Annotated in this window: 20 protein-coding genes; 3 read left to right on the top strand and 17 right to left on the bottom strand. The window is 56.7% G+C overall.

Annotation, left to right across the window (positions count from 1 at the left end; genetic code table 11):
* Position 1: 1 nt before the first annotated feature.
* The 4 genes from PHU01S_RS13700 to PHU01S_RS13685 all read right to left on the bottom strand — a co-directional run bounded on the left by PHU01S_RS13700 (position 2) and on the right by PHU01S_RS13685 (position 5,962).
* Positions 2 to 1,582, bottom strand: a complete 1,581-nt coding sequence (locus PHU01S_RS13700) for a SagB family peptide dehydrogenase (RefSeq protein WP_127508040.1) — start codon at positions 1,580 to 1,582, stop codon at positions 2 to 4.
* Between the two features lie 56 nt (positions 1,583 to 1,638).
* Positions 1,639 to 3,579 carry a TOMM precursor leader peptide-binding protein gene (locus PHU01S_RS13695; RefSeq protein WP_127508038.1) on the bottom strand — a complete coding sequence of 647 codons (1,941 nt, stop codon included), beginning with the start codon at positions 3,577 to 3,579 and terminating at the stop codon, positions 1,639 to 1,641.
* Complete coding sequence (locus PHU01S_RS13690; protein ID WP_127508036.1) at positions 3,576 to 5,531, bottom strand: putative thiazole-containing bacteriocin maturation protein; 1,956 nt, start codon at positions 5,529 to 5,531, stop codon at positions 3,576 to 3,578. Before PHU01S_RS13690 ends, PHU01S_RS13695 begins: the two co-directional genes overlap by 4 nt.
* A gap of 176 nt (positions 5,532 to 5,707) precedes the next feature.
* Complete coding sequence (locus PHU01S_RS13685; protein WP_084781624.1) at positions 5,708 to 5,962, bottom strand: heterocycloanthracin/sonorensin family bacteriocin; 255 nt, start codon at positions 5,960 to 5,962, stop codon at positions 5,708 to 5,710.
* Positions 5,963 to 6,203: 241 nt separating this feature from the next.
* Here PHU01S_RS13685 and PHU01S_RS13680 point away from each other — a divergent pair, with 241 nt between their 5' ends.
* On the top strand, positions 6,204 to 6,668 hold the full coding sequence (locus tag PHU01S_RS13680) for a heme-degrading domain-containing protein (protein ID WP_048748891.1): 465 nt from the start codon (positions 6,204 to 6,206) through the stop codon (positions 6,666 to 6,668).
* A 133-nt stretch (positions 6,669 to 6,801) separates the two neighbouring features.
* Here PHU01S_RS13680 and PHU01S_RS13675 read toward each other — a convergent pair whose 3' ends face one another.
* From PHU01S_RS13675 to PHU01S_RS13660, 4 genes are all read right to left on the bottom strand, one after another.
* The gene (locus PHU01S_RS13675) at positions 6,802 to 7,974 is read right to left on the bottom strand and encodes a hypothetical protein (protein WP_127508034.1); all 1,173 of its coding nucleotides are present in this window, start codon (positions 7,972 to 7,974) and stop codon (positions 6,802 to 6,804) included.
* Between the two features lie 599 nt (positions 7,975 to 8,573).
* Complete coding sequence (locus tag PHU01S_RS13670) at positions 8,574 to 9,212, bottom strand: bifunctional 4-hydroxy-2-oxoglutarate aldolase/2-dehydro-3-deoxy-phosphogluconate aldolase (protein WP_048748883.1); 639 nt, start codon at positions 9,210 to 9,212, stop codon at positions 8,574 to 8,576.
* 5 nt (positions 9,213 to 9,217) lie between these two features.
* Positions 9,218 to 10,546: an A/G-specific adenine glycosylase gene (gene mutY, locus PHU01S_RS13665; RefSeq protein ID WP_049869139.1), complete on the bottom strand. Its 1,329-nt coding sequence runs from the start codon at positions 10,544 to 10,546 to the stop codon at positions 9,218 to 9,220.
* A gap of 17 nt (positions 10,547 to 10,563) precedes the next feature.
* Positions 10,564 to 11,814, bottom strand: coding sequence for an AraC family transcriptional regulator (locus tag PHU01S_RS13660; RefSeq protein ID WP_164763068.1), 1,251 nt, complete (start codon positions 11,812 to 11,814; stop codon positions 10,564 to 10,566).
* 172 nt (positions 11,815 to 11,986) lie between these two features.
* On the opposite strand from PHU01S_RS13660, the gene PHU01S_RS13655 reads away from it, so the two are divergent.
* Positions 11,987 to 12,316, top strand: a complete 330-nt coding sequence (locus PHU01S_RS13655; RefSeq protein WP_076359812.1) for a c-type cytochrome — start codon at positions 11,987 to 11,989, stop codon at positions 12,314 to 12,316.
* A 52-nt stretch (positions 12,317 to 12,368) separates the two neighbouring features.
* Here PHU01S_RS13655 and acpS read toward each other — a convergent pair whose 3' ends face one another.
* From acpS to PHU01S_RS13630, 6 genes are all read right to left on the bottom strand, one after another.
* A complete protein-coding gene (gene acpS, locus PHU01S_RS13650; RefSeq protein WP_127508030.1) occupies positions 12,369 to 12,782 on the bottom strand; it encodes a holo-ACP synthase in 414 nt (137 codons plus the stop codon).
* 17 nt (positions 12,783 to 12,799) lie between these two features.
* Positions 12,800 to 13,609 carry an NAD(+) synthase gene (gene nadE, locus PHU01S_RS13645; RefSeq protein WP_076359808.1) on the bottom strand — a complete coding sequence of 270 codons (810 nt, stop codon included), beginning with the start codon at positions 13,607 to 13,609 and terminating at the stop codon, positions 12,800 to 12,802.
* Between the two features lie 30 nt (positions 13,610 to 13,639).
* A complete protein-coding gene (locus PHU01S_RS13640) occupies positions 13,640 to 14,074 on the bottom strand; it encodes a BrxA/BrxB family bacilliredoxin (RefSeq protein WP_021878793.1) in 435 nt (144 codons plus the stop codon).
* 174 nt (positions 14,075 to 14,248) lie between these two features.
* Positions 14,249 to 14,596: a DUF3905 domain-containing protein gene (locus PHU01S_RS13635; protein ID WP_076359806.1), complete on the bottom strand. Its 348-nt coding sequence runs from the start codon at positions 14,594 to 14,596 to the stop codon at positions 14,249 to 14,251.
* A 4-nt stretch (positions 14,597 to 14,600) separates the two neighbouring features.
* Positions 14,601 to 14,735, bottom strand: coding sequence for a hypothetical protein (locus PHU01S_RS26900; protein WP_268802156.1), 135 nt, complete (start codon positions 14,733 to 14,735; stop codon positions 14,601 to 14,603).
* A gap of 82 nt (positions 14,736 to 14,817) precedes the next feature.
* Positions 14,818 to 16,467, bottom strand: coding sequence for a two-component system sensor histidine kinase NtrB (locus PHU01S_RS13630; protein ID WP_218032451.1), 1,650 nt, complete (start codon positions 16,465 to 16,467; stop codon positions 14,818 to 14,820).
* A gap of 318 nt (positions 16,468 to 16,785) precedes the next feature.
* Between PHU01S_RS13630 and PHU01S_RS13625 the strand changes: the two genes are divergently transcribed.
* Positions 16,786 to 18,069: a BaiN/RdsA family NAD(P)/FAD-dependent oxidoreductase gene (locus tag PHU01S_RS13625; RefSeq protein WP_127508026.1), complete on the top strand. Its 1,284-nt coding sequence runs from the start codon at positions 16,786 to 16,788 to the stop codon at positions 18,067 to 18,069.
* 119 nt (positions 18,070 to 18,188) lie between these two features.
* Here PHU01S_RS13625 and PHU01S_RS13620 read toward each other — a convergent pair whose 3' ends face one another.
* The 3 genes from PHU01S_RS13620 to xylA form a co-directional block, all read right to left on the bottom strand.
* Complete coding sequence (locus PHU01S_RS13620; RefSeq protein WP_076359894.1) at positions 18,189 to 18,590, bottom strand: hypothetical protein; 402 nt, start codon at positions 18,588 to 18,590, stop codon at positions 18,189 to 18,191.
* A 212-nt stretch (positions 18,591 to 18,802) separates the two neighbouring features.
* Entirely contained in the window at positions 18,803 to 20,299 is a 1,497-nt protein-coding gene (xylB, locus tag PHU01S_RS13615; RefSeq protein WP_127508024.1) for a xylulokinase, read from the bottom strand.
* A complete protein-coding gene (xylA, locus tag PHU01S_RS13610) occupies positions 20,292 to 21,605 on the bottom strand; it encodes a xylose isomerase (RefSeq protein ID WP_127508022.1) in 1,314 nt (437 codons plus the stop codon). Before xylA ends, xylB begins: the two co-directional genes overlap by 8 nt.
* Positions 21,606 to 21,682 lie beyond the last annotated feature (77 nt).

The following is a 21,682-nucleotide window of genomic DNA, read 5'->3' as shown; positions in this document are numbered from 1 at the left end:
ATTATGGTGCCAGACTGCCCTCAAGCCTCGAACGGCTCCTGCATGGGCCGATCGGGATTTGGATCAGGCTCGTTTGTCCGAGCGGGGCCAATCCATAAAGCTCATTCATGGAATTGACATCAAACCCTAGCAGCGGACGCCCCTCCATTCCGGATGCACAAGCAGCGAGCAGCAAGCGCTGAACCAGCATTCCCGCTTCCATTTGCAGAATCCGATAGCCGCGATAGCCAAGCTCGGCATGAAGATGTCCCCGATCGCCCGCCACATGAAAGCTCAGCGGAACCTGGAATAAGTTCACGTTATCCAAAGACATCGCATCCTGAAGCCGCGGCCTTTGATCTCCAGCCTTAACAAGCTGCAACGCATGCGTCATGCCATCATAATGATAGGAACCATCGCGAATTCCTTCAACGCCATAAAAGCAGCCATACAGCTGTACGCGGGACATCGGACTCTGGATTGAACCGTCCAGATCGTTTCGATAGCGATAGGAGCTCATGGTCTCTTGCAATAGTGCCGCCAAATCAGACTGACTCACTGGTTTCAATACAAATTCATTTTCCGGCGAGTAACGCTGCCTGCAAGCCTCTGCCAAATCATACGTGAGCCTATCTGCTTGAGGCAAAAAATGACCCTCGTCTTGATGGACGGCCTGTTGCTCTCTTCCCAGCTGTTTGAACAAAAGGGCGGAATCCATTATGGATGCTTCGTTCAGCTTGGTCAGCATGGGATAGTCCGATACTTTTTTTGAACGTACATAGTGATCGTGCTTAAGGATGGGAAGCTCGCTGCATAATTCGGCTGAAGACATCCGATTATTAGTGCTGATGTCATGGCGGAACCATTCCATGGTTGAATCTGCCGCAAGCGGAATTACAGCGTATACACTCTCCTCTGCCTCCGACAGTCCAAGCAAATGGTTGACGGCACGGTCAAGAAACTGAAAATACACTCCCGTCTCAAAGTCGAAGCGCTTCGCCACCTCGAGCAGCTGGCCTATTACCAGACCTGCGTCCAGTCCCTGCAGACGATACGAGAAATTATCGTATTTATAAAAGTTTTTCCAAAATAAAGTCGATACAAAAACAGCTGCGAAGCAGCCCGTTACGTCGCAACGATCGCCTAGAGCGTTGCCTACATAGGAATCAAATCGACCTTCACGCAATAAAATCAACCGATGATGAGCCGCATCATAATGATAAATACCGTCCGGAATTTCCTCCAGCTTCAAATACAGGTAAATTTCGCTCGGATACAGCCCTCCGCCTGAAGGGACAAACCGTCTGCAAAGCTGCAAGGAGCTTTCCCATTGTTCCCCCGTATATTGCTCAACAACAGATTGACTAAGCTGTGCCAGACCGAAGGTATACCATAGAAGACACCCGATATCCCGCATTGTCGGCTTCCCATCGCCTTGGTTGCCCGTTAGCCTCAGCGGCACATTCGAAGCGAGCGGAAATACGGGCAAATGACGATACAGCTTATACGGCAGAGGCGCGTTCTCCCAATCAACCTCCGCATCCTGCGGCTTGGTTTTGTCAGGCTCGCATTGCAATTGGTGCAAAAATGCCTTCAGGCTCATTTCTCCTCCTCCTAATTCCCAGCACGAGGAAACCAACGCATACGAGAAGAAGCTTCTTATGGAAACGGATGCGGATAACCATTAAGCTGCTCCTGCTGAAGCGGTTCCTTTACATAACCGAGCTCTGCCGGTATTCGCAGCACCCGTTCCAGGCCAGTCAAGCGGACAAGATGATGGCCGAACGTCATGGGAAGCATGCCGGGAATGAGCACCTTCACACAATGAAGTCCGTTTCTCAGCGTTTCCGGCGTCGTTTGATCGACAACGATCACCTCGAGATTCAGCTCGCTGAATGTTTGCAGAATAAGATTCAATTCATCGGTCAAATCTGCATGCCATGCTTTTGGTTTAAACGCTTCTTGGAAGGAGATCACGGGACGATCAGGATCGAGCAGGAAATTCAGACGTTCTTCTGCTTCCTTCAAGCTGTACAGCATGGAGTGGTCTTCCATTTGCCGAACGAGAAAAGGATCATGCAGCATTTGCTCGTACTGCTCGCGGTTCGCCTCCAGCTTTTCGTTGAAAGCAAGCAGCATGCCCGCAATCTCATGAATGGCGCCCTTTGCCGCCCTCACAGGATCAGGATGCGCGCCGGCGGCGCAAATCATATTTACGCCTTGATCCGTCCTGTTTTTGGCAAGCGCCCACACGCTTGGAATGCCGTGCTCCATCGTCGAATCGAACAGATGCACCTCATACCCGAAAACATCGCGCAGCCGCTCCACCATCAGATTCATTTCCAAATCCCCTGTGGAACAGGGATCCAGCGGAACGAGCGGCAGCTGCGCGTACCACGTCATCAGAAACGAATCCCGCTCGATAACCTCCAGGATGCCGTAAAAGATGGCTTCCTCCAAGCTTCCTCCCAAAGCGCAGCCGTTGGAGGTTTCATATACAAATCCGTGGCCGCAGCCGGAGCTGTAATAAGCGAGCCGTTCCGGCACGAGAATAGGCTTCTCCTGAAGGAACGAATATCCCCACACCCAGTCGATCTTCCGGTCTGGATCGAAGGGTTGAAACGGAAAATCGGGCCGCTCATACTGCGCCGCGTCATGGAATCCTACTCGAGCGGGGTTCAGCGCCGACTCTGTTAACTGATTGAAGCTGTCATGAACCGCCGTCTTCTTTCCTCGCGGCGATATGCCGCAATAACGTTCCAAACCTTCCAATATCGCCGTCATTTCACTGTCCGCAAAAGAATGTGTGCGCCCTGCGCAGCCTTCATCCCCTGAAAACATTGGTAAAACAATGCTGGCGTCAGCAAATGGCGAGATGAGGTCGATCATTTTTGCATTCAAAAAACCGCTGCGATTGTCCAGATAATCATGGGAAAGCACGGCCTTCAATTCCTCCATCGAACGGGTGCGGTAGCTGTTCCCGCTGATTTTCGGGCTGGACTGCAGCTTTATTCGCGAAGCTGTGGCAGAGTCATCCGGTATTCCCCCGCATACGGCACACAGCGGATCCGGCAAATAAAAATGAGCTGAGCTATGGAGCGATTGCAAATGGACGAGCTTGATATGATTCTCAACTTGAGCCGTATTTGAGGCAAGAAAGGTATGGACTTCTGCTGCAATCAGATGAGCCATATGCCATAGCCCGCTGCGAGAAGACCATATATCGGAGAAAACTTCCCCTTGCCTAATAAAGTGCTGCAGCTCCCACATGTCCTTCCGATCGTTCCCAGCCATTAAAAGCCGCAAATCAGCGCATTGCGAGCAGCCTGCTTTCCCAGGAACGACAAGCGGGCCGATGACGCCTTCGCCAAAGGCTACAAAACCGCGCAGCCACGGTATACCGGATTGCTTGAATAGTTCCTCTGCCTTAAGATGCGAGGCTGAATCGCAGCCGTCGCTAAGCACGAGCGCAAGATCAGCCGTTTCGGGCAGCTCGGAATCCATATTGTTCACTCTTGCAAGCTGACAGCTTGCAGACAATAGATCGTTTACATAGTCCGCAAGCTGACCCGCGCCAACAACCGCCACAGTAGCGCTCACGCTTCAACCTCCTCTCGAAGCGAGATGCCGTATACTCCGGCCAGCTTCTCTTTCAAAAAAGGCTCTGGAGTCAAGTCAAATACGAGCAGAAGCTTGCGGCTGCGGTTCAAATGCCGCACAGCAGCCTGCAAAACCTCCCGATGCTTCAATGGGTCGCAGGCAGGGATTGAAATCGAGTCCATTGCAGCTTCCTTTACATGTATGGAAGACATATGATGCCCTTTCCCCGCCAATGGATCCGCTTTGTTTTGAGCATCCAGCAGGGCAGTCATCAGCACGCTCCGCAGCGCCCGGGTTACATTGAGATCAGCGGCATCGTACCAGCGGCCGTTGGCTTGCAGCCACACAACAGGAAAACCGGATACTGCCTCGCCCAGTCCGAACGTTGGCGATTCTTGCATCGCAGTCAAGGCGTTGATATAGTAACGGCATCGCTCATCCTCTACCTGGCTCAGCTTCACCAGCTTTATAGACGGTGTGCGAGCTTCGTATGCCTTGATCCGGGCATTCATCAAATACTTTTGCAAGGCGCGGCAAACGCCCTCCTCCATCGTCTCGCCGGCACCTACGCTTGTGATCTTATCGAAGCCTGGAACGTCGGATAGTCCGCTTTCCTCATAAGCCTGATCGGTCTGCACATTCGCCGCCATACGCGACACATAAGCTTCGATTCCGCTGAGACCCGCTTCCCTGCGAGCCTCTTCATGCGTATAACCGTTACAAATCTTTTCAGGAAGAAGAAGCGCAGGGCCGACGGACAGCGGATCGACAGGCTGTACACGGCACTGCGATAGCGGAAGCTGCCTCAGCTCCCCTTCCTCCCATAGATGGAAGAGGCCTGTTTCCGTTGATGTCAGCTGACTGAAGAAAGGCAGCAGTTCACTAGAACCCCGTTTCTCTGGATCCGCTCCTGCTTGCAGCTCGACAGCTTCGATCCTCTCGATGAATCGTCGACCATCAGCCAATGGATGAGGAAGAAACGAATGCCAATTCCCTTCCAGCGTTTCTAGATTAAGTAGAAACAGCTTATTGTTTTTCTCCGGTTTTGTTACTTCTGCTGCTGTTTTCAACCATTCGAAGACGATAACGTTAGCGAGCAGCGATTCCGCAATGGACGAAGCAGCGTGAATATTTGCATCCTTATAAACGGCAGAATGATGGACTCTGCGCCATGCCGATTCCCAATCACCCTCCGAATTCGAATACGAGAGCGGAACCGCCAGACCAGCCTGCCCAAAAATAACAGCCGGCAGCAGCACCTTGTTTTTTTGTCTGCAACTTTCATTAAGCAATCTCAGCTCCGGCTCTCCTTCTTGATCCGAGACGAACAATACCGCATCATAAGGCTCTACAATCGAAGACCAATCCACCCCCCCGTCCTTCGGCAAGCTGATCTCGTCCACCTTGACCTCTGAATCCAACTTGCGATAATGCTGCTCCAGCTCCAAAATCCGTTTTCGGTCCGCCGTTTCCGAGTTCAGGCTCAGCAAGCCGAATTGCGGCAATCCGGACTCGAATAATGATTTGACAAGCGAAACCAAAAAAGTGCCAGCTCCAACAACAAGCACGCTGGACTGACGATACAATTGAAATCGATATGCGCCTGACCCGTCAAAGCTGTCCAAAAATTCAATTTGAGAACCATAGTTCTTCACAATACGCTCTTCCAGCTGATGGGGGCGATCCTGACTTACATCTTGGACATAACCGTTCGCATACAATACTTTTGCAATCTCATAAACATGATTGCGGTATTGTTCCGGCAATCCGTCCGTTAAATCATGCATCGTATGCTCACCGTTGAATACAGGCATCAATTTTTCAATCCATTGACCAATCGTGCTGCCTTCCATCCGAAATGAACCGATATTGTTGCGGAAATAGACGCTTCCGTCCGAGCTGGGGAGAAAAAAAGTATCTCCTCTCACTTTAAGGCGCGTAGAAGGATCCAAATTTCATTCCTCCTTAGGATGAAATCCAACTTTTCATAAGAAATGAGGTCCTTTATAAGGGTATGTAAGGCTATTTGTCCGTCATGCCAGCACATGCATAGAAATAAGACACCCCTGCAACCCAAAAGCGTTTGCAGAGATGTCTTGAACCTTCATTTAACGCTATAGCCGCCTTATTACCGGCAACGGGCGCAGCCTCCGCAGCGGGCGCAGCCTCCGCAGCGGGCACAGCGGGCACATCCTGCGCAGCCTCCGCAGCCGCCGCATCCACCGCAGCCGCCGCAAAAACCGATACAAAAGCCGATGCAAACGCCGATACAAAGACGAGCATTATTAGGATCCACTTGACCTTGACCCGCATTCGGAGTTATGCCGCTCGCTTTGAACGCATCCATATTCAAATTTTGAAGATCGTTCTTAAATTCATTCATCTTAGTAGCCTCCGTTATATGTTCATGTGAAGATCATCGGCACGCACAAAAAAGGAAATGAAAGGAGAACAATCCAACTGGTCCTATGCCGACAAACGTTCATGACATATACGTATGAAAAAAGCTCCGCTGGTGTTACTGATTCATTCGCCTACTGCTCTGTACGCCTCGATAAAACCATCGCAAGCATGTATAATAACGACCAAGAAATACTAATTCACAAGAAACGGGAGTGCTCCCTGTGAACCGACACGACGCTTTATTACAACCATTGCTGCAAGAAGAGACGGACCTTCAGTTCTCCCTTTTCACGAACGAAACCGCATACAAGGTTGGAACCAGCATGATAGAAAAAGCGTTGCTGGAGAACAAATCGATCGTCGTCGATATTCGAAAAAACGGCGAGCTGTTATTTTACAGCAGAATGGAAGGCACATCTTCTCATAACGATGAATGGGTGTCATGGAAAAATAACGTTGTCCATCATTTCGGCCATAGTTCCTACTATATGCACATCCTGATGAAATCGACCGGTTCAACGGTGAAAGCCTACGGTCTCAATCCGGATGATTACAAGGCTGAAGGCGGCGCCTTCCCGCTGCGCTTGGAAAAGGAAGGAATCGTTGGCACCATAACGGTATCGGGACTGCCTGGCGAGGAAGATCACTCCATGGTTGTTTCTGTGTTGAAAGAATTGCTGTTGTAAAATGGGATAGGAAAGAAAGCAATCCTTAGCAAGATAGCAAAAGAGAGAAGCCCAGATTGGGCTCCTCTCTTTTTAACGATAACTTGCTATTACATTATAGATGTCTTGACGGCACGTCATACCATGGACACGTTTAATCCGGAGGATGTAATTTATTGATGTTTACAACGTAGGATACTTGAGCAGTCGTGCCCTTTTTCAAGGCAACAACCAGGAGATTCTCTGAATCGATCCAGGAGAAGGTCTCGATAACAGATCCTGCGTCAGGGGAAATAACCTTGGTTGCGGCATTCTCGGGATCGGTGACAACAATAATGTTCGTATTGAAAGAGGTCGGATCGGGGAAATTCAGCATCGCAAATTTAGGGGACGCAATATCGGCCAGAATCATATCGACCCTGCCTATGCCTTCAACCAGCGACAGCTCTTTCTTCGAAGTAAGACTGGCTACTTTGACGCTCTTAAGCTCAGGAATGACCAGGTACGGATAGGAAACTACGCTCTCTGGGCTTACGTGGTCTTGGACAATGGACTGCTTGCGATTTTCGAGATCGATGCCGAAGATGGTGTCCTGAGAACGGATAAAGGCCTGATTGCCTTCCCCCCATCCAATGAATTCATAACCGCCGGAGAATGCCGGGAATTGTTCTTGAGTCTTAAAGTTTTTCACCCAAAGCTGTCCATCGCCCCGGCCATTTTCAACGGCTTCGCGGTTGGAGAAGAAAATCATGAATTCTCCCTTGGGGTTGACACGAGCGCGACCGCCCCAAACGAGAGGGAGATTCTCGATCTGTTTCTTTTCCAAGGTTTCCCTGTCATACTCACCGACAGTGTCGGACAGCATCTTCGCAATCTTGCCCTCCGCGATATCCAGTCCATACAAGGAGCCATTGTAATCCAGCACATATCCGCTTTGATTTGCGATCGGGGTGAGCTGGTAGCCTTCTTCGCTATTCGGCAGCACGACTTCTTTCTTCCCATTTGCAACGGAAGAGAATTTCAGCTTGGTCTTTTTACCATCGAAATCAAAGTCGATTGTCTTCTCCTTTTTATTTTTGTCCACCTCGATGCCGGCCTCCGTTAGCTTTGCAGCTTTGGACGGATGTTCTTTAGCGGCTTTACCAGACACGGGATCGATGGAATCAATGATGTCTTTTTGGGCTGCCTGATCGGTTTCAGAGAAGATCACGCCATCGAAAACTTTGAGCGATCCCTGAACTTTATCCGGGTAAGTCCCATACGCAGCCCCAGCTCCTGCAGCCAGGATCAACACGATGCCTGAGAAAAGAAATGCCTTCTTTTTCACATTGCTTCGCTCCTCCACGAACGGATTGGATTTCACCAAAGATTTCGCAAGAAAACGGCCATTTTGCCGATCTATATATAAAACAGCCTTCAACTCGGCTTTGTTTCAGGATAGAACCATATTTTACAAATTCTGCATCTCAATCGTTCCATTCTCTCTCCGCCTCTATTTCTTCGCCTTTCGCAAGCTCTGAACTCCGGTATCAGCCGAGAACGATCCCTCTCTGCTTGTAATACAAATGTAATAATTCCTTCAGCTAGGTTTCAGTAACCGGTTTTATACTACTATCAGACCCCCCTTATTCATATATTCTCTCTGGGCCCGCGAGCAATCGCGGGCCTCTTTTTTTTGCCGAGGCTTTTCTCCTTCGTCCCCTTGAAGCGGCAGGCTTCTTGTCCCAATCCATCGTTCAACTGCCTGGGCCATTCCGGCATGATCGCCGCCGGCTTTGCGCCCCTCCGAAGCGCGTCCTGAAAACGCTGCTCGGAGTCCGGGCGATTTGATTCGACCCTTCGCGATGTCGAGGATGAAGCTCCGATAAAAGCGAAAAAAAAGGCAGCGGGGGCATGCGCCTCATCCGTTGCCTTTTTTTATCCTTGTTAACTCCGCTGTGCCCGCACCGCTTCCGCGAACTGCCGTGCCCGATCCTCCATGAGGTCGAACCGGCCCTCGCGAGCCCATTGCAGATTGACAATCTTGCTTCCCAAGCCTACGGCATCCGCTCCCGCCCGCAAATAATCCCCGATGTTGTCCAGATCGACGCCGCCGGTCGCCATCATGGGAATAAGATTCAACGGAGCTTTCAGCTCCTGCAGGTAACGATGGCCGAGGGAGGCCATCGGGAATATTTTGACCGCTTCCGCCCCCGCCTTCCAGGCTCGGACGATCTCGGTCGGCGTCATGACTCCCGGCCATACGGATATGCCTTCGGCAGCGCCGAAGGCGACCACTTCCTCGTCGAGGTTCGGCGAGATGATGAACTGCGCGCCGGCGGAAGCCGCTTCCCTCGCCTGCTTGAGATCCAGTACCGTTCCGGCGCCAATATAGGCCTGTCCGTCATAAAGCTCTCGCCAGCGGGAAAGGATCGGCAAAGCTTCGTCGGTATTAAGCGTAACCTCCATCAAGGAGATGCCGCCGCGGATGAGCGCTCCTGCCGCAGCATCCGCTTCCTGCGCTCCGATACCCCGGAATATCGCGACGATTTTTTCCTCCAGCAGCACATCAAGCAGCTTGGCCATCGGATTTACGCCCTTTCCCCGTCTTCGGCTTTGTCCCAGTAGTCGTACAGGATCTTGGCAAATAAATTCGGAAAGGCATAATGGCGCATGTCGCCAGGGCCGATCCAGCGGTATTCCGGGGGCAGCTCAGGTGAATTGCCTGCAGCTGCCGCATTCGCGCCGGCCGTCGCGCTCTGCGACGCCGCTGCCGTCTCCACGGAAGCCGCATAGGCTTCTCCCGTCTCGGCGGCGGCGCTTGCTGCCCGAGGCCACGCCGCGCTTCCGGAAGAGTCCAGCTCGGCCAGATATACGCGCATTGTCCAATGAAGATGGCTGAACGTATGCTCCTCCGCTCCCCACCAGCGGCGGGGAACGGCCGTCAGCCCGCTCTCCTCGCGCAGCAGGCGCCGCAGGTCGCCGGCATCGGCCGCCTGGCGCTCCACCGGAGGCTCCGCGAGCAGGTCCGGCTTGCGGCCTCGCTTGGCGGGACCGGCTCCGGGCTCGTCCAGCAGCACATGCGGCAGCTCCCAGAGGCTCGCAAGAAGGCCGGTATCCGGGCGCTGGCGGATGAGGACGCGGCCGGCATGCTCGCCGGTGCCTTCAATGACGGCGGTCAGCCGTACTTGAGGCTTGGGCGGCTTGGCCTTCGTCTTGACCGGCAGCTCCAGCTCTCGCCCGGCGATGCGGCCCGCGCAGTGGACCATGACGGGACAGGTCAGGCAGCCAGGCGTTCTCGGGGTGCATACGAGCGCGCCCAGCTCCATCAAGCCCTGATTGAAATCGCCCGCGGCTCCATCCGGGATGAGAGAAGCGGCCAGCTTTTCCATTCCAACACGGGTAGCAGGCTTGGCGATATCCTCGTCGCGGTTGAAGTAGCGGGACAGCACGCGCATGACATTGCCGTCGACAGCAGGCTCCGGACGGTTGAAGGCGATGCTCATGATCGCCCCGGACGTATAGGGTCCTACACCCTTGAGCGAAGAAACGGCTGTCTTGTCATCGGGAATCGAGCCTCCGTGAACGGTCATGACTTCCTTGGCCCCGGCTTGCAGATTGCGGGCTCTGGAATAGTAGCCGAGGCCTTCCCAGTGCTTGAGCACATCCGCTTCCGGCGCCTCCGCCAAATCGGCAAGCGTCGGGAACCGGCTCATGAACCTCTCGTAATACGGAATGACCGTATCCACTCTCGTCTGCTGCAGCATTATTTCCGACACCCAGATCCGATAGGGATCCCGATTGCGCCGCCATGGCAGCACCCTTCGATTTTGGCGGTACCAGATCAGCAGCTCCCTGCTGAAATAGGCGGATGGACTTGCCCCGCTTCCGTCCTGGAGGGCGGCTTCGTATTCTGTCATTCTTGATTTGTCTCTCCTTATTTGAAGCTGTTTCCGCTTTTTCGGTCAAAAATGGAATAGGCGGCTGCCGTCCTCCCGTATCCGACCGCGTCCTCCAGCCATCCGAACTCTTCATTGAGGGAAGGGAAGCAGCCCGATACGGGTCCGCTTTTCGGGTTTTCTTTCTTGATGGAACAACCCGTTTGGCTGTTTCCATCCGGGTTTTCCATCTTGATGGAAGATCCCGTGTGCTTGTTTCCATCCGGGTTTTCCATCTTGATGGAAGAACCCGTTTGGTTGTCCTCTACCGGGTTTTCCATCTTGATGGAACAACCCGTTTGGTTGTTTCCATCCGGGTTTTCCATCTTGATGGAACAACCCGTGTGGTTGTCCTCTCCCGGGTTTTCCATCTTGATGGAACAACCCGTTTGGTTGTTTCCATCCGGTTTTTCCATCCTCAGCATCCGGGTTTCCTCCATCAGCTGCCTGTAGCGCCGCGGCGAGGTCCCGATCAGCTGCTTGAACATGCGGGAGAAATAAGGGCCTGTCAGGCCGACCTCGCCGGCGATGTCCCGCACCGGCAGCGCGCTCTCGTCCAGCAGTCTGCGGGCATGCTCCATCTTGCGCTGGTTCACGTATTGAATCGGCGTGCAGCCGGTGAAGCTGCGGAACAAGGAAATGAAGTAGTTCGGATGCAGATACATCTGCCTGGCGAGGTCGTCGACCGACAGATTGTCGGCCGGATGCCGCTCGATATAATCGAGAATTTCGGAGAATAGGCTCAGCTCGGTGGCGACGGAGGCGCTTGAATGCCCTTCCAGCCCTCTTTGCAGATAAGCGGCGACGAGCTCCATAATGATGGCTCTCGCCCTCAGCTCGTCCGTGATGTTCCCGGACAAGGAGATCAGGCGCCGGTATCGCGCTTCGAGCTGATCGGGCTCGTCCACCGCTGCCGACAAGGGAAGCTGCAGCGACTTGAAAAACTCCGTGCTGCCGGCATCCAGCTCGAATCTCACCCAGTAACAGCGGAATGGGCCGCCTTTGTCGACGGTATAAGTATGCTTGCTTCCCGGAGGGATGCAGTACATGCGTCCGGGACCGGCCTGGAAGTGCCCATCGGACGCATTCAAGCTCACGGAGCCGGTAATCGGCAACGCAAGGCAGTGATGCCCCTGGCTCGAATTTTCTATGACGCTCCCGGGCTTCCATTCGCTTCGCGCAGCCATGGCGTAGATGACCTGCATTTGCCGAAGCCGGGTTTGAAGGATTAGATTCATTGGTTTGTCCATTGCTGATGCTCCCGGAACTCGTGTTGGGCCGTCAGGTCCATGAAGCTGTTCCATTTCTAATTATACGGAAATCTTCCTTGGAGTGGAATCATTCTGGGAAAGGAAACGTCTGACAGCGATGGCTGGCCGTGCTTCGAGACGTTATAATGGAACCGATAAGGAGGAATGCGCCATGCGCCTGACCGGCCTGGCGGCCATAGCCGCCGCGCTGCTGCTGTTGTCCGGATGCGGGAGCTCCGGAAGCGGCAGCTCGGGCACCGCTCTGCAGGGCCCCAAAGAGACCATCACGCTGTACAAGTCGCATTGCCTTTCCTGCCACGGAGCGGATCTCAAGGGCAGGATGGGTCCCGAGACGGATATTCATGACGCGGGAAGCCGCCTTGCGCCGGAGAGGATTGCGGAGCAGATCGGCAGCGGCGGAAGCCTGATGCCCCCCTTCAAGGACAAGCTTACCCCGGAGCAGATCGACAGCTTGACCCAATGGCTGAAAGACAAGAAATGAGGCAAGAGAAAAAACGCCTGCCGTCCCGATCGGGGCGGCAGGCGTTTGCGGTCTAAAACGCAGGACGGAGGAGAAGCTGGGCACTCTCCAATACGGCAACGGCGGAGGCGAGCCCCCGCTCATGGGTGATGCTCGCATGCAGCAGCGGCTGTGCCTGAAGTCCGAGCGCCTGCAGCGTATGCGGCGACAGCTCGCAGACGGGCCTGCCCGCGGAGGAACGCAGCACGGAGATGTCGCGGAAGCCGCAAATGCCGCCGATGCCGCAGCCAAGCGCCTTGGAGACAGCTTCCTTGGCGGCGAAGCGGCCGGCGACGAACTCGGCGCGTCTGCGGCCCGCCAGCTCCGCCGCCAGCTTCCGCTCGGCAGGAGCGAGAATCCGCTCCTCGAAGCGCCTTCCGGACGCTCCGTTCAAAAGAGCCTCGATCCGGTCGACATCGCATAGGTCGTGGCCGATTCCGATGATCATGGAGGCAGAGCCTGTCCCTAGATTCCCGGAATCGTCGTGCGCTTATGCTCGGTCTTCAAATACTGCTTCTCCAGCAGCTCGCGGACTTCGGGAGCCACTTCCCGGCCTTCGAGGTAAGCGCTGTTGTCGTCGTATTTGATGCCGAGCTCGTCTTCGTCCGTCTGGCCTTCCCACAGTCCGGCTGTAGGAGCCTTCTCCTGGACGCTGGCCGGAACGCCGAGCGCGGCCGCAACCTGGCGTACCTGATGCTTGTTCAGCGTGCTGAGCGGCGTGATGTCGACCGCTCCGTCGCCCCACTTGGTATAGAAGCCGGTAATCGCTTCGGAAGCATGGTCCGTGCCGACGACGAGCAGGTTCAGCTCTCCCGCCAGCGCATACTGGGCCACCATGCGCGTGCGCGCCTTGATGTTGCCTTTGACGCCGCGGTTCACATGCCGGGACATGCCGATGGATTTGAGCCCGTGCTCCACCTCAAGCGCGATCTCGTCGACCGCTTCCTGGATGTTGGTCTCCATGCGGTGAGTGAGCTGGAAGGCATCCGCGACCTCATAGCTGTGCGAAATGTCGGCTTGCTCGCCGTAAGGCTGGAACACGCCGAGAGTGATGTACTCCCGGCCGGATTCCTGCGACAGCTCGTCGGTCGCTCTTTTGCACAGTCCCGCCGCGACGGCGCTGTCGATGCCGCCGCTGATGGCGATCAGCAGTCCCGAAGCGCCCGCTTTTTTCACGTAATCCTTCAGAAAGTCAACCCTGCGGCGGATTTCCTGTTCCGGATCGATGCTTGGCTTGACGCCCAGCTTGGCAATGATTTCCTGCTGAAGACTCACGGGAATTCCTCCTGGCGTAAGGGAAATGGATTAGCGGCAGAAACGGTCGAACGCGCTGGCGAGATCCGCGGAAATTTCAGCGGCGGAGCGGTTCTCGATCTGATGCCGTTCGATGAAGTGCACGAGCTCGCCGTCCTTGAGGAGGGCGATGGAAGGAGAGGACGGCGGGTAAGGCGCGAAGTACTCGCGGGCCTTGGCTGTCGCTTCCTTGTCCTGCCCGGCGAACACTGTGTACAGGTGGTCCGGAGTGATGTCATGATTCAGAGCGTCGGCAACGCCTGGACGGCATTGTCCGGCCGCGCAGCCGCAGACGGAGTTGATGACGACAAGCGTGGTGCCCTTGGCATCCGGAAGCTTCTCCTCCACTTCCTCGGGCGTGCGCAGCTCCTGGATTCCCAGACGGGTCAGCTCGTCGCGCATCGGTTGAACCATATCGAACATGTATCTTTCAAAAGACATTGACATCTTTGTTTACCACCTTTCGGAGAATAATAACCTTCTCCGCTATTATAGCGCATCCTGCGCCGATTGGGAAAACCCGCTCCTTGGCCTGCGTCTGCCGGCGCCAATAGGAAAAGGCCGCTTCGGCGGCCTCCATGCTCACAGCTCCGAAGCGGCGGGCAATCCCGGACTCCGGCGTTATTGTTCCTTGCCGGCATCCTCGTCGATGCCGCTCCGAACGTTGTGCTCCGGGTGCCCGAAGCTGCCCGGACGCGGCTCGATGCCCCGCTCGAAATAGTCCCGGTTCTCCTCCGTCAGGAAACCGACGTCCTTGAACGGATGCACCCATTCGTCCCCCGCCATCACGGACGGGTCCGTCTCCTCCGACCATTGTTCGAGAGGAGAAGCGGCCGACACGTACTCGTGGTCCCCGATCACGACTCCGTGCTCGTTGACGAACGGCTCCCGAGGTCCGCGGCCGCTCTTGAATTCGGGACGGAACTCCAGCTCGTAAGGATCGAGCTCCGGCCGGTCCTTGCCTGTCATGGCATCAAATGGAAGGACGGTTCGGCCCGTCCAGCTTTTTATCGTAGCCGGCCGCTTCCGGGGACTTGCTGGAGCGGTTCTTTGCCGCAGCGCTCTCCTGCTGCAGCTTTTCCTTGGATTCGTTCTCGTTCTTGCTCATGGCATCTCAGCTCCCGTCTCATGATGGGCAGCTCGCCTCAGGCCGGCCGCCTTCGGCTTATGATGCATCAAAGCATGCCGTGTTATGCCGTAGCCCCGCCGCTGTGGACGGATTCGGGAATTTCGAAGGTGATGATGAAGGAAGTGCCTTGCCCCGGCACGGAGTGGACCTCGATCCTGCCGTTGTGGCGCTCCGCGATGCTGAGGCACAGCGGAAGACCGAGTCCGGTGCCGCGGGCCTTGGTCGTATAGAACGGCTCGAACAGCCGCTCTCTCTTGTCCTCCGGAATGCCTTCGCCGGTATCCTCGACCCGCAGCTCGATGTTGCTGCCGCTCTGCCGGGTGCTCAGCGTCTGCGTCAGGACCCCTTTCTCGCCCATCGCCTCCATGCCGTTGCGGGCCAGATTCAGGATCAGCTGCTTGATCTCCTTGTCATTGAGCTCCAGCGGCGGAATCGTCTCGGCAAAATCCAGCTCGATGGACTGGCCCCTCAGATTGGCGTCCGCCCACAAGAGAGGAAGAAGCTCGTTGATGACATGATGCAGGGAACCGACCTCCTTGGCGATGACCCGGTTCTGGGCAAGCGAGAGGAAGTCGTTGATGATGGAATTGGCCCGGTCAAGCTCCTCGATGATGATCCGGAAGTATTCCTGCTGGCTGTCGGGGCTGCGCTCGCGCATCAGCTGGACGAATCCGCGTATGACGGCCATCGGATTGCGGATTTCATGCGTGATGCTCGCGGCCATCTGTCCGACAAGGCTGAGCCGCTCCATCTTGCTGAGCTCGTTGCGCAGCTGGTTGAGCTCGGAGATGTCCTGAATCATCATCGCTGCGCCCGGAGCGTCTCCCGCCTGCAGGTCCAGGATGGGGAAGGCTGTCAGCAGGTAGACGCGTTCGCTCTCCTGGTGAATCTGGGAAGGAACCGGGGTTCCGTCCAGAGCCGAATCGAAGAGGCTGCGGCAGCTGTCGTGATCGCGGAAAAAGGATTCATAGCTGATTCCCGCAAACTCCAGCTTGTCCCTGCCCTTCATTGCTTGCCCGCTGAAACGTATTGCCGCATCATTGAGATGCGAAAGCCTGCCGTCACGATCTACGATGACGGTTCCCATGGACATCTGGTCGACGAATTGCTGGAGCTTATGGACTTCGTTCCTATAATTGGAGGACATCCGCCTCAGCTGGATCTGCAGCTGATGATGCTCCACGATGCTGCTGATCGTATACAGCGTCATCGCCGTCACGATGACGTATATGCAGGCGATTCCGGCGAGAGTCGCGAGCCCGCTGCTCAGCCCGTCCGGGTCGTATGTCCGCAAATACCCTATGTATGTGCCGGCATAATAAAGAAAAGCCAGCGCCATCAATGTAAAGGCGATGCGCAGCTTGTCCTTCATCCGCGCTCGCTGGAACGGGCGGACCGTGAGGAGAATGACCGGGATGAACAAGCCGATGAACAGGATGAAGCTGGTCGTTTCGTACGGGCTGTCCAGAATGGGGATCTGCAAGCTGCCATAAATCACGCTCAGCACCGCGACGGCGGGATAGCCGCCATACAGCGATCCCAGAAACAGAGGGAGCAAGCGCAAGTCGAGGTCAAATCCGTATTCGGTGCGGATGGACAGGGCAAAACATCCGGCAAGGGACAAGCCGTAGGCTGCGCAGAAGTAAGCGGCAGACTTCCGTTCGTGATTGATCCGGTACATCCACAGCTGGTAGACAAATATCGGCAGCAAGGAAACGAATGCTTGCAAAATTAGTTTGTCCCACATCAGAGCACGAGTTTCCCCCTTCCGCACCTTCGATAACTCCGATTAAAGCACAGGTGGCGATATTTGACAATCGACGATTGTAAGATTCTGGCTCATGCCGTCGATTTGAAGCATCGGCTTCATTTATTTGAGGCAAAATGGAGCTTATTTCATAGGAACTGCCGTCCTGCCCCTGGGCTGTTTTCCAACTGATCGGGGAATCTGTTAGAATCAGTGAGAATCTGCGAACAGATTGAATACCCTGTCCGCATGCGGCAGAGAAGAAGGAGCTTTCATCAAGCCATGTCCAGCCAGGAATTTTATGAAGTCATCGTCATCGGGGGCGGTCCTTCCGGACTGATGGCCGCGGCGGCGGCCGGACACGCGGGAGCCGGCACGCTGCTGCTCGACAAGGGAAGCAAGCTCGGACGCAAGCTCGGCATATCCGGCGGAGGCCGGTGCAACGTGACGAACAACAAGGAGCCGGAGGAGCTGATCCGCTATATTCCGGGCAACGGAAAATTCCTCCACAGCGCTCTCTCCAGCTTCGGCAGCCGGGAAATCGCTGCCATGTTCGAGGGGCTCGGCATCCGTCTGAAGGAAGAGGACAGAGGCCGGATGTTTCCGGTATCCGACAAAGCCAAATCGGTGGTCGACGCCCTGATCCGCCATGTAGGCGAAGGCGGGGTCGCCGTCCGCATGAACGAGAAGGTCGCCGGGCTGCTGTTCAAGGACGGCAAGGTCAAGGGCGTCAAGCTGACGGATGGCCGGATCATCCGGTCGAGAGCCGTCATCGTCGCCGCCGGGGGCAAATCCGTTCCCCATACGGGATCGACGGGAGACGCGTATCCATGGGCAGAGGATGCCGGGCATACCGTGACGGAGCTGTATCCGACCGAGGTGCCCCTCACCTCGTCCGAGCCGTTCATCCGCAGCCGGGAGCTGCAAGGGCTCTCGCTTCGCGGAATTGTCATGACGGTGTGGAGCGCCAAGGGCAAGCGGCTGACCGAGCAGGAGGGCGACATGATCTTCACCCATTTCGGCCTGTCGGGTCCTGCGGCCCTCCGCTGCAGCCAGTATGTCGTCAAGGAAAGGAAAAAAACGTCCGGTCAGCCGGTCAAGGTGACTCTGGACCTGTATCCGGACCGGTCCGCCGACGCCCTTTACGGCGAGCTGCTCGGCCTGGCGGCAAGCGAGCCGAAGAAGGCGGTCAAAAACGTGCTGCCCGCCGTCATGCAGGACCGGATGGCGGAATATGCCCTTGCCTGCGCGGACATCAATCCCATGACGACCTACGACAACCTGAACAGAGCGGCGTGGCTGGAGTTCGCGAGGCTGCTCAAGCAGCTGCCCGTCATGGTGGACGGCACGCTCTCGATCGAGGAAGCCTTCGTCACCGGCGGCGGAGTCCATGTGAAGGAAATCAGCCCCGCCACGATGGAGTCCAAGCTGCAGCAAGGCCTTTACTTTTGCGGAGAAGTGCTCGACATCCATGGCTTCACCGGAGGCTACAACATCACCGCCGCCTTCACGACCGGGTACCATGCCGGCCGCAGCGCGGCGGAAGCGGTGCTGCGGCAGCGCTGATGGTCTTGAATCGCCAAAAAGGCCGTTCCGCTCTCCGCCGCATTCGCGGGCAGAGATCGGTGACGGCCTTTGCTGACTGCGCCTGACGTGAAGTCTAATCCAGGGAATCCTTCATCCGCTCAGATGTGGACATCCCCCGAAAAATAGCTGAGCGAGGCGTCCTGTTCAGGAAATGCCTCCTCGCCTTCCGCCGCTTCGTCTCGGTTGCGGAGGCCGGAATCGGCGCTGCCGCCGGGCAAGGAGGAGCTCAGGGAGAAGCCCTCCTCCCAAGCGACCAGATCTTCATTGACCATATGCGCCGGAATGGTGATCGTGTCTTCCGGGACGTCCAGCTCGCCTCCATGGGCGAAGGCGATCTCAAGAGCGGACGTCAGGTCGTTGCCGTGGAGAGACAGGCGGAGTTCCGCGTTGTCCGCAGCGACGGCGTCGTATCCAAGCTCGCGAAGCGTCGATACGGCGACGGAAGCAGAGGCTGGATCCGTGAAGCGGAAGAGCAGGGAATGGTCATGGCGTTCGGTCATCGGGATCGGGTCTCCTTTTGGGTTGTTGCCGGGCAGCATTACGATAACCAATTGGCGATGAAAATATGAATGCTGCCGGGACAGCTCTCCGCCCGGCCGGTCCCTCGGGCCGTTCAGCCTGCTATTCGCCCCGATACCGATCCGCAGCAAAAAGCCGCCGCTCTGGAAGATCGCATCTTCCAGAGCGGCGGCTATAGGCGCATCCAGCGCGTTCAGCTTCTGAACGTCATGAGCGCCTCGCTCAAGGACCGGGTCGCTCCGTACACCTGCTGGTATACCGGGAACAGCCGCTCATAAACTTCGGCTGCAGCGGCATTCGGCTCGTATGTCCGGCCTCGGCGTACGAAAGCCGCGGCGCATTCCCGCAGATCGCCGTACCAGCCGCAGCCGGCCGCAGCCAGCATCGCAGCTCCCATGCCGGGCCCCTGCTCATTGGCCAGCGCCGTTACCGGCACCTGGAAGATGTCCGCCTGGATCTGCAGCCACAGCGGATTGCGGGCGCCTCCGCCGATGGAGATGACGGCGCTCATCTCTTTCCCCGCCTCGCGGTACATATGAAGCGTCTCGTTCAAGGAGAACGTGATTCCCTCCATGACGGCCCGCGCCATATGGGAGCGGCCATGCGAGCCGTCCAGCCCGATGAAGCTGGCCCGGATGGCCGCATCCGCATGCGGGGTCCGCTCGCCGGCCAGATAAGGCGCGAACAGCAGTCCGCCAGCGCCCGCCGGCACCTGATCCGCGCCCTCGAGCAGCTCCTCGTAAGGCAAGCCGCCCATCAGCCGACGGAACCAGCTCATGGAATAACCGGCGGCAAGCGTTACGCCCATAGAATAATAAGCGTCCTTCTCGCCATGGTTGAAGAAGTGGACCTTGCCGCCGTAATCGCGTCCGCGATCCGATTCGTAGGACAGCATGACGCCGGAAGTGCCGATGCTGCACAAGGCCTCCCCTTCCTGCAGAATGCCTGCGCCGATGGCGCCGCAGGCATTGTCCGCGCCGCCGGCGAATATCGCCAGCGGCCCTCGAAGCCCTGCCTCTTCGGCCAGCTTCGGCAGCAGCACTCCCGTCTGCTCGGCAGACTCCGCAAGCGGCGGGCATAGCGATGCGTCCAGACCGAATGCTTCCAGAATCTCCGCGCTCCATGCGCGCTCCGGCACGTTCAGCAGCAGCGTTCCGGCGGCGTCGGAGTAATCCATGCGGATCGTTCCGCACAGCCGGTAGCGGACGTAATCCTTCGGCAGCAGGAACAACGCCGCCTGCCCGAAGATTTCCGGCTCCTGCTCGCGCACCCACAGAATCTTGGGCAGCGTGAAGCCTTCCAGGGCCGGATTGCGGGCAATGTCCAGCAGCTTGCCGCCGAGCCTGGCCTCGATCTCCCGGCATTGCGCCGTCGTGCGCGTGTCGTTCCACAGAATGGCCGGCCGCAGCGGGCGATTGTCCTTGTCCAGCAGCACAAGGCCGTGCATCTGTCCGGAGAAGCTGATGCCATCGACAACTCCTGTCTTCAAAGCATCGGAAGCTCCGAGCTCGCCCAGCACAGCCAGCGTTCCCTCGACCCATTGCTCCGGATCCTGCTCGCTCCAGCCGGCCTTCGGGCTGTGCAGCGGATATTCGCGAGAAGCCTCTGCCGCTACATTTCCTTCCCGGTCGACCAGCAGCGCCTTGACGCTGCTGGTTCCCAGATCGATGCCGATGACGTACTCAGACACGGAAGATCGCTTCGTTCAGCTTCGCTTTGATCGCTTCCAGACGTCCGGAGGCGTTGACGATCGGGTTGTTCTGGAGCGCGTACTGCTCCAGCGAGGCCAGCGTCGCCCGCCCCGATACGATCTCGGCGCCGATGCCTTCTCCGAAGCTGGCGTAACGATCCTCCACGACCTTGTCGAGAACCTTGTCCTCGATCAGCTTGGCGGCCGCCTTCAGCCCCCATGCGAAGCTGTCCATGCCGGCGATATGGCCGAGGAACAGATCGTCCAGCTCGAAGGAGCCGCGGCGCACCTTGGCGTCGAAGTTGACGCCGCCGCGTCCGAGTCCGCCTGCCTTCAGCACCTCGTACATCGTCAGCGTCGTGCTGTACAGATCCGTCGGGAATTCGTCCGTGTCCCAGCCGAGCAGCAGGTCGCCCTGGTTGGCGTCCAGCGAGCCGAGCGCGCCGTTGATCGCCGCGACGCGGACCTCATGCTCGAACGTATGGCCGGCCAGAGTCGCATGGTTCGCCTCCAGATTCAGCTTGAAGCGGTCCTTCAGGCCGTACTTCTGCAGGAACGAGAGCGTCGTGGCGGCATCGAAGTCGTACTGGTGCTTGGAAGGCTCCTTCGGCTTCGGCTCGATCAGGAACTGGGCGTCGAAGCCGATCTCGTCGGCGTAGGCGATCGCCATCTGGTACAGGCGGGCGAGGTTGTCGAGCTCAAGCTCCACATCCGTATTGAGGAGCGTCTCGTACCCTTCGCGGCCGCCCCAGAACACGTAGTTCTGGGCTCCGAGCTCTTTGCCGATCTCCAGGCTTTTCTTCAGCTGAGCTCCCGCATAGGCATATACCTGGGCGTTCGGAGCCGTGCCGGCGCCATGCGTGAAGCGCGGATTGGTGAACATGTTCGCGGTGTTCCAGAGCAGCTTGCGGCCGCTCGATTTCATGCCGTCCTTCAGCAGGGCGACGATGACGTCGAGGTTTTTGTTCGTTTCCTGGAGCGTGTCGCCTTCCGGAGCGATATCCCGGTCGTGGAAGCAGAAGAAAGGCAGATCCAGCTTGTCCATGAACTCGAAGTTCGCTTCCGCGCGCGCCTTGGCGCGGTCCAGGCCGGCGAATTTGTCCCATGGACGAACCGCCGTGCCGGAGCCGAACGGATCGGATCCGTCGGCTACGTACGTATGCCAGTAAGCGACGGCGAAGCGCAGATGCTCGGCCATCGTTTTGCCCAGCACGACTTCATTTGCGTTGTAATGCCGGAAAGCGAGCGGATTGTCCGTGTCCCTGCCTTCGTAGCGAATGCTGCCGATCCCATCAAAATATCCCATGAATGATTGCCTCCCCGAATGCGGAAATGTAAACGCTCTACGGAATCTAATTTACCATCGTTCAACTTAGTTTGTCT

Source organism: Paenibacillus humicus NBRC 102415 (assembly GCF_004000905.1).
In the GTDB taxonomy this organism is placed as follows: Bacteria; Bacillota; Bacilli; order Paenibacillales; family Paenibacillaceae; genus Paenibacillus_O; species Paenibacillus_O humicus.
Note: the sequence above shows the minus strand (reverse complement) of the source record. Positions and strands in the feature narration are given on the sequence as shown.

Coding starts and splice junctions, on each gene's coding strand:
- PHU01S_RS13640 (WP_021878793.1), bottom strand. CDS start 14,074: ATGTCAATGTCTTTTGAAAGATACATGTTCGATATGGTTCAACCGATG.
- PHU01S_RS13620 (WP_076359894.1), bottom strand. CDS start 18,590: ATGACCGAACGCCATGACCATTCCCTGCTCTTCCGCTTCACGGATCCA.
- PHU01S_RS13700 (WP_127508040.1), bottom strand. CDS start 1,582: ATGAGCCTGAAGGCATTTTTGCACCAATTGCAATGCGAGCCTGACAAA.
- PHU01S_RS13670 (WP_048748883.1), bottom strand. CDS start 9,212: ATGGCCAAGCTGCTTGATGTGCTGCTGGAGGAAAAAATCGTCGCGATA.
- PHU01S_RS13655 (WP_076359812.1), top strand. CDS start 11,987: ATGCGCCTGACCGGCCTGGCGGCCATAGCCGCCGCGCTGCTGCTGTTG.
- xylA (WP_127508022.1), bottom strand. CDS start 21,605: ATGGGATATTTTGATGGGATCGGCAGCATTCGCTACGAAGGCAGGGAC.
- PHU01S_RS13635 (WP_076359806.1), bottom strand. CDS start 14,596: ATGACAGGCAAGGACCGGCCGGAGCTCGATCCTTACGAGCTGGAGTTC.
- PHU01S_RS26900 (WP_268802156.1), bottom strand. CDS start 14,735: ATGAGCAAGAACGAGAACGAATCCAAGGAAAAGCTGCAGCAGGAGAGC.
- PHU01S_RS13685 (WP_084781624.1), bottom strand. CDS start 5,962: ATGAATGAATTTAAGAACGATCTTCAAAATTTGAATATGGATGCGTTC.
- mutY (WP_049869139.1), bottom strand. CDS start 10,546: ATGACAGAATACGAAGCCGCCCTCCAGGACGGAAGCGGGGCAAGTCCA.
- acpS (WP_127508030.1), bottom strand. CDS start 12,782: ATGATCATCGGAATCGGCCACGACCTATGCGATGTCGACCGGATCGAG.
- PHU01S_RS13625 (WP_127508026.1), top strand. CDS start 16,786: ATGTCCAGCCAGGAATTTTATGAAGTCATCGTCATCGGGGGCGGTCCT.
- PHU01S_RS13660 (WP_164763068.1), bottom strand. CDS start 11,814: ATGGACAAACCAATGAATCTAATCCTTCAAACCCGGCTTCGGCAAATG.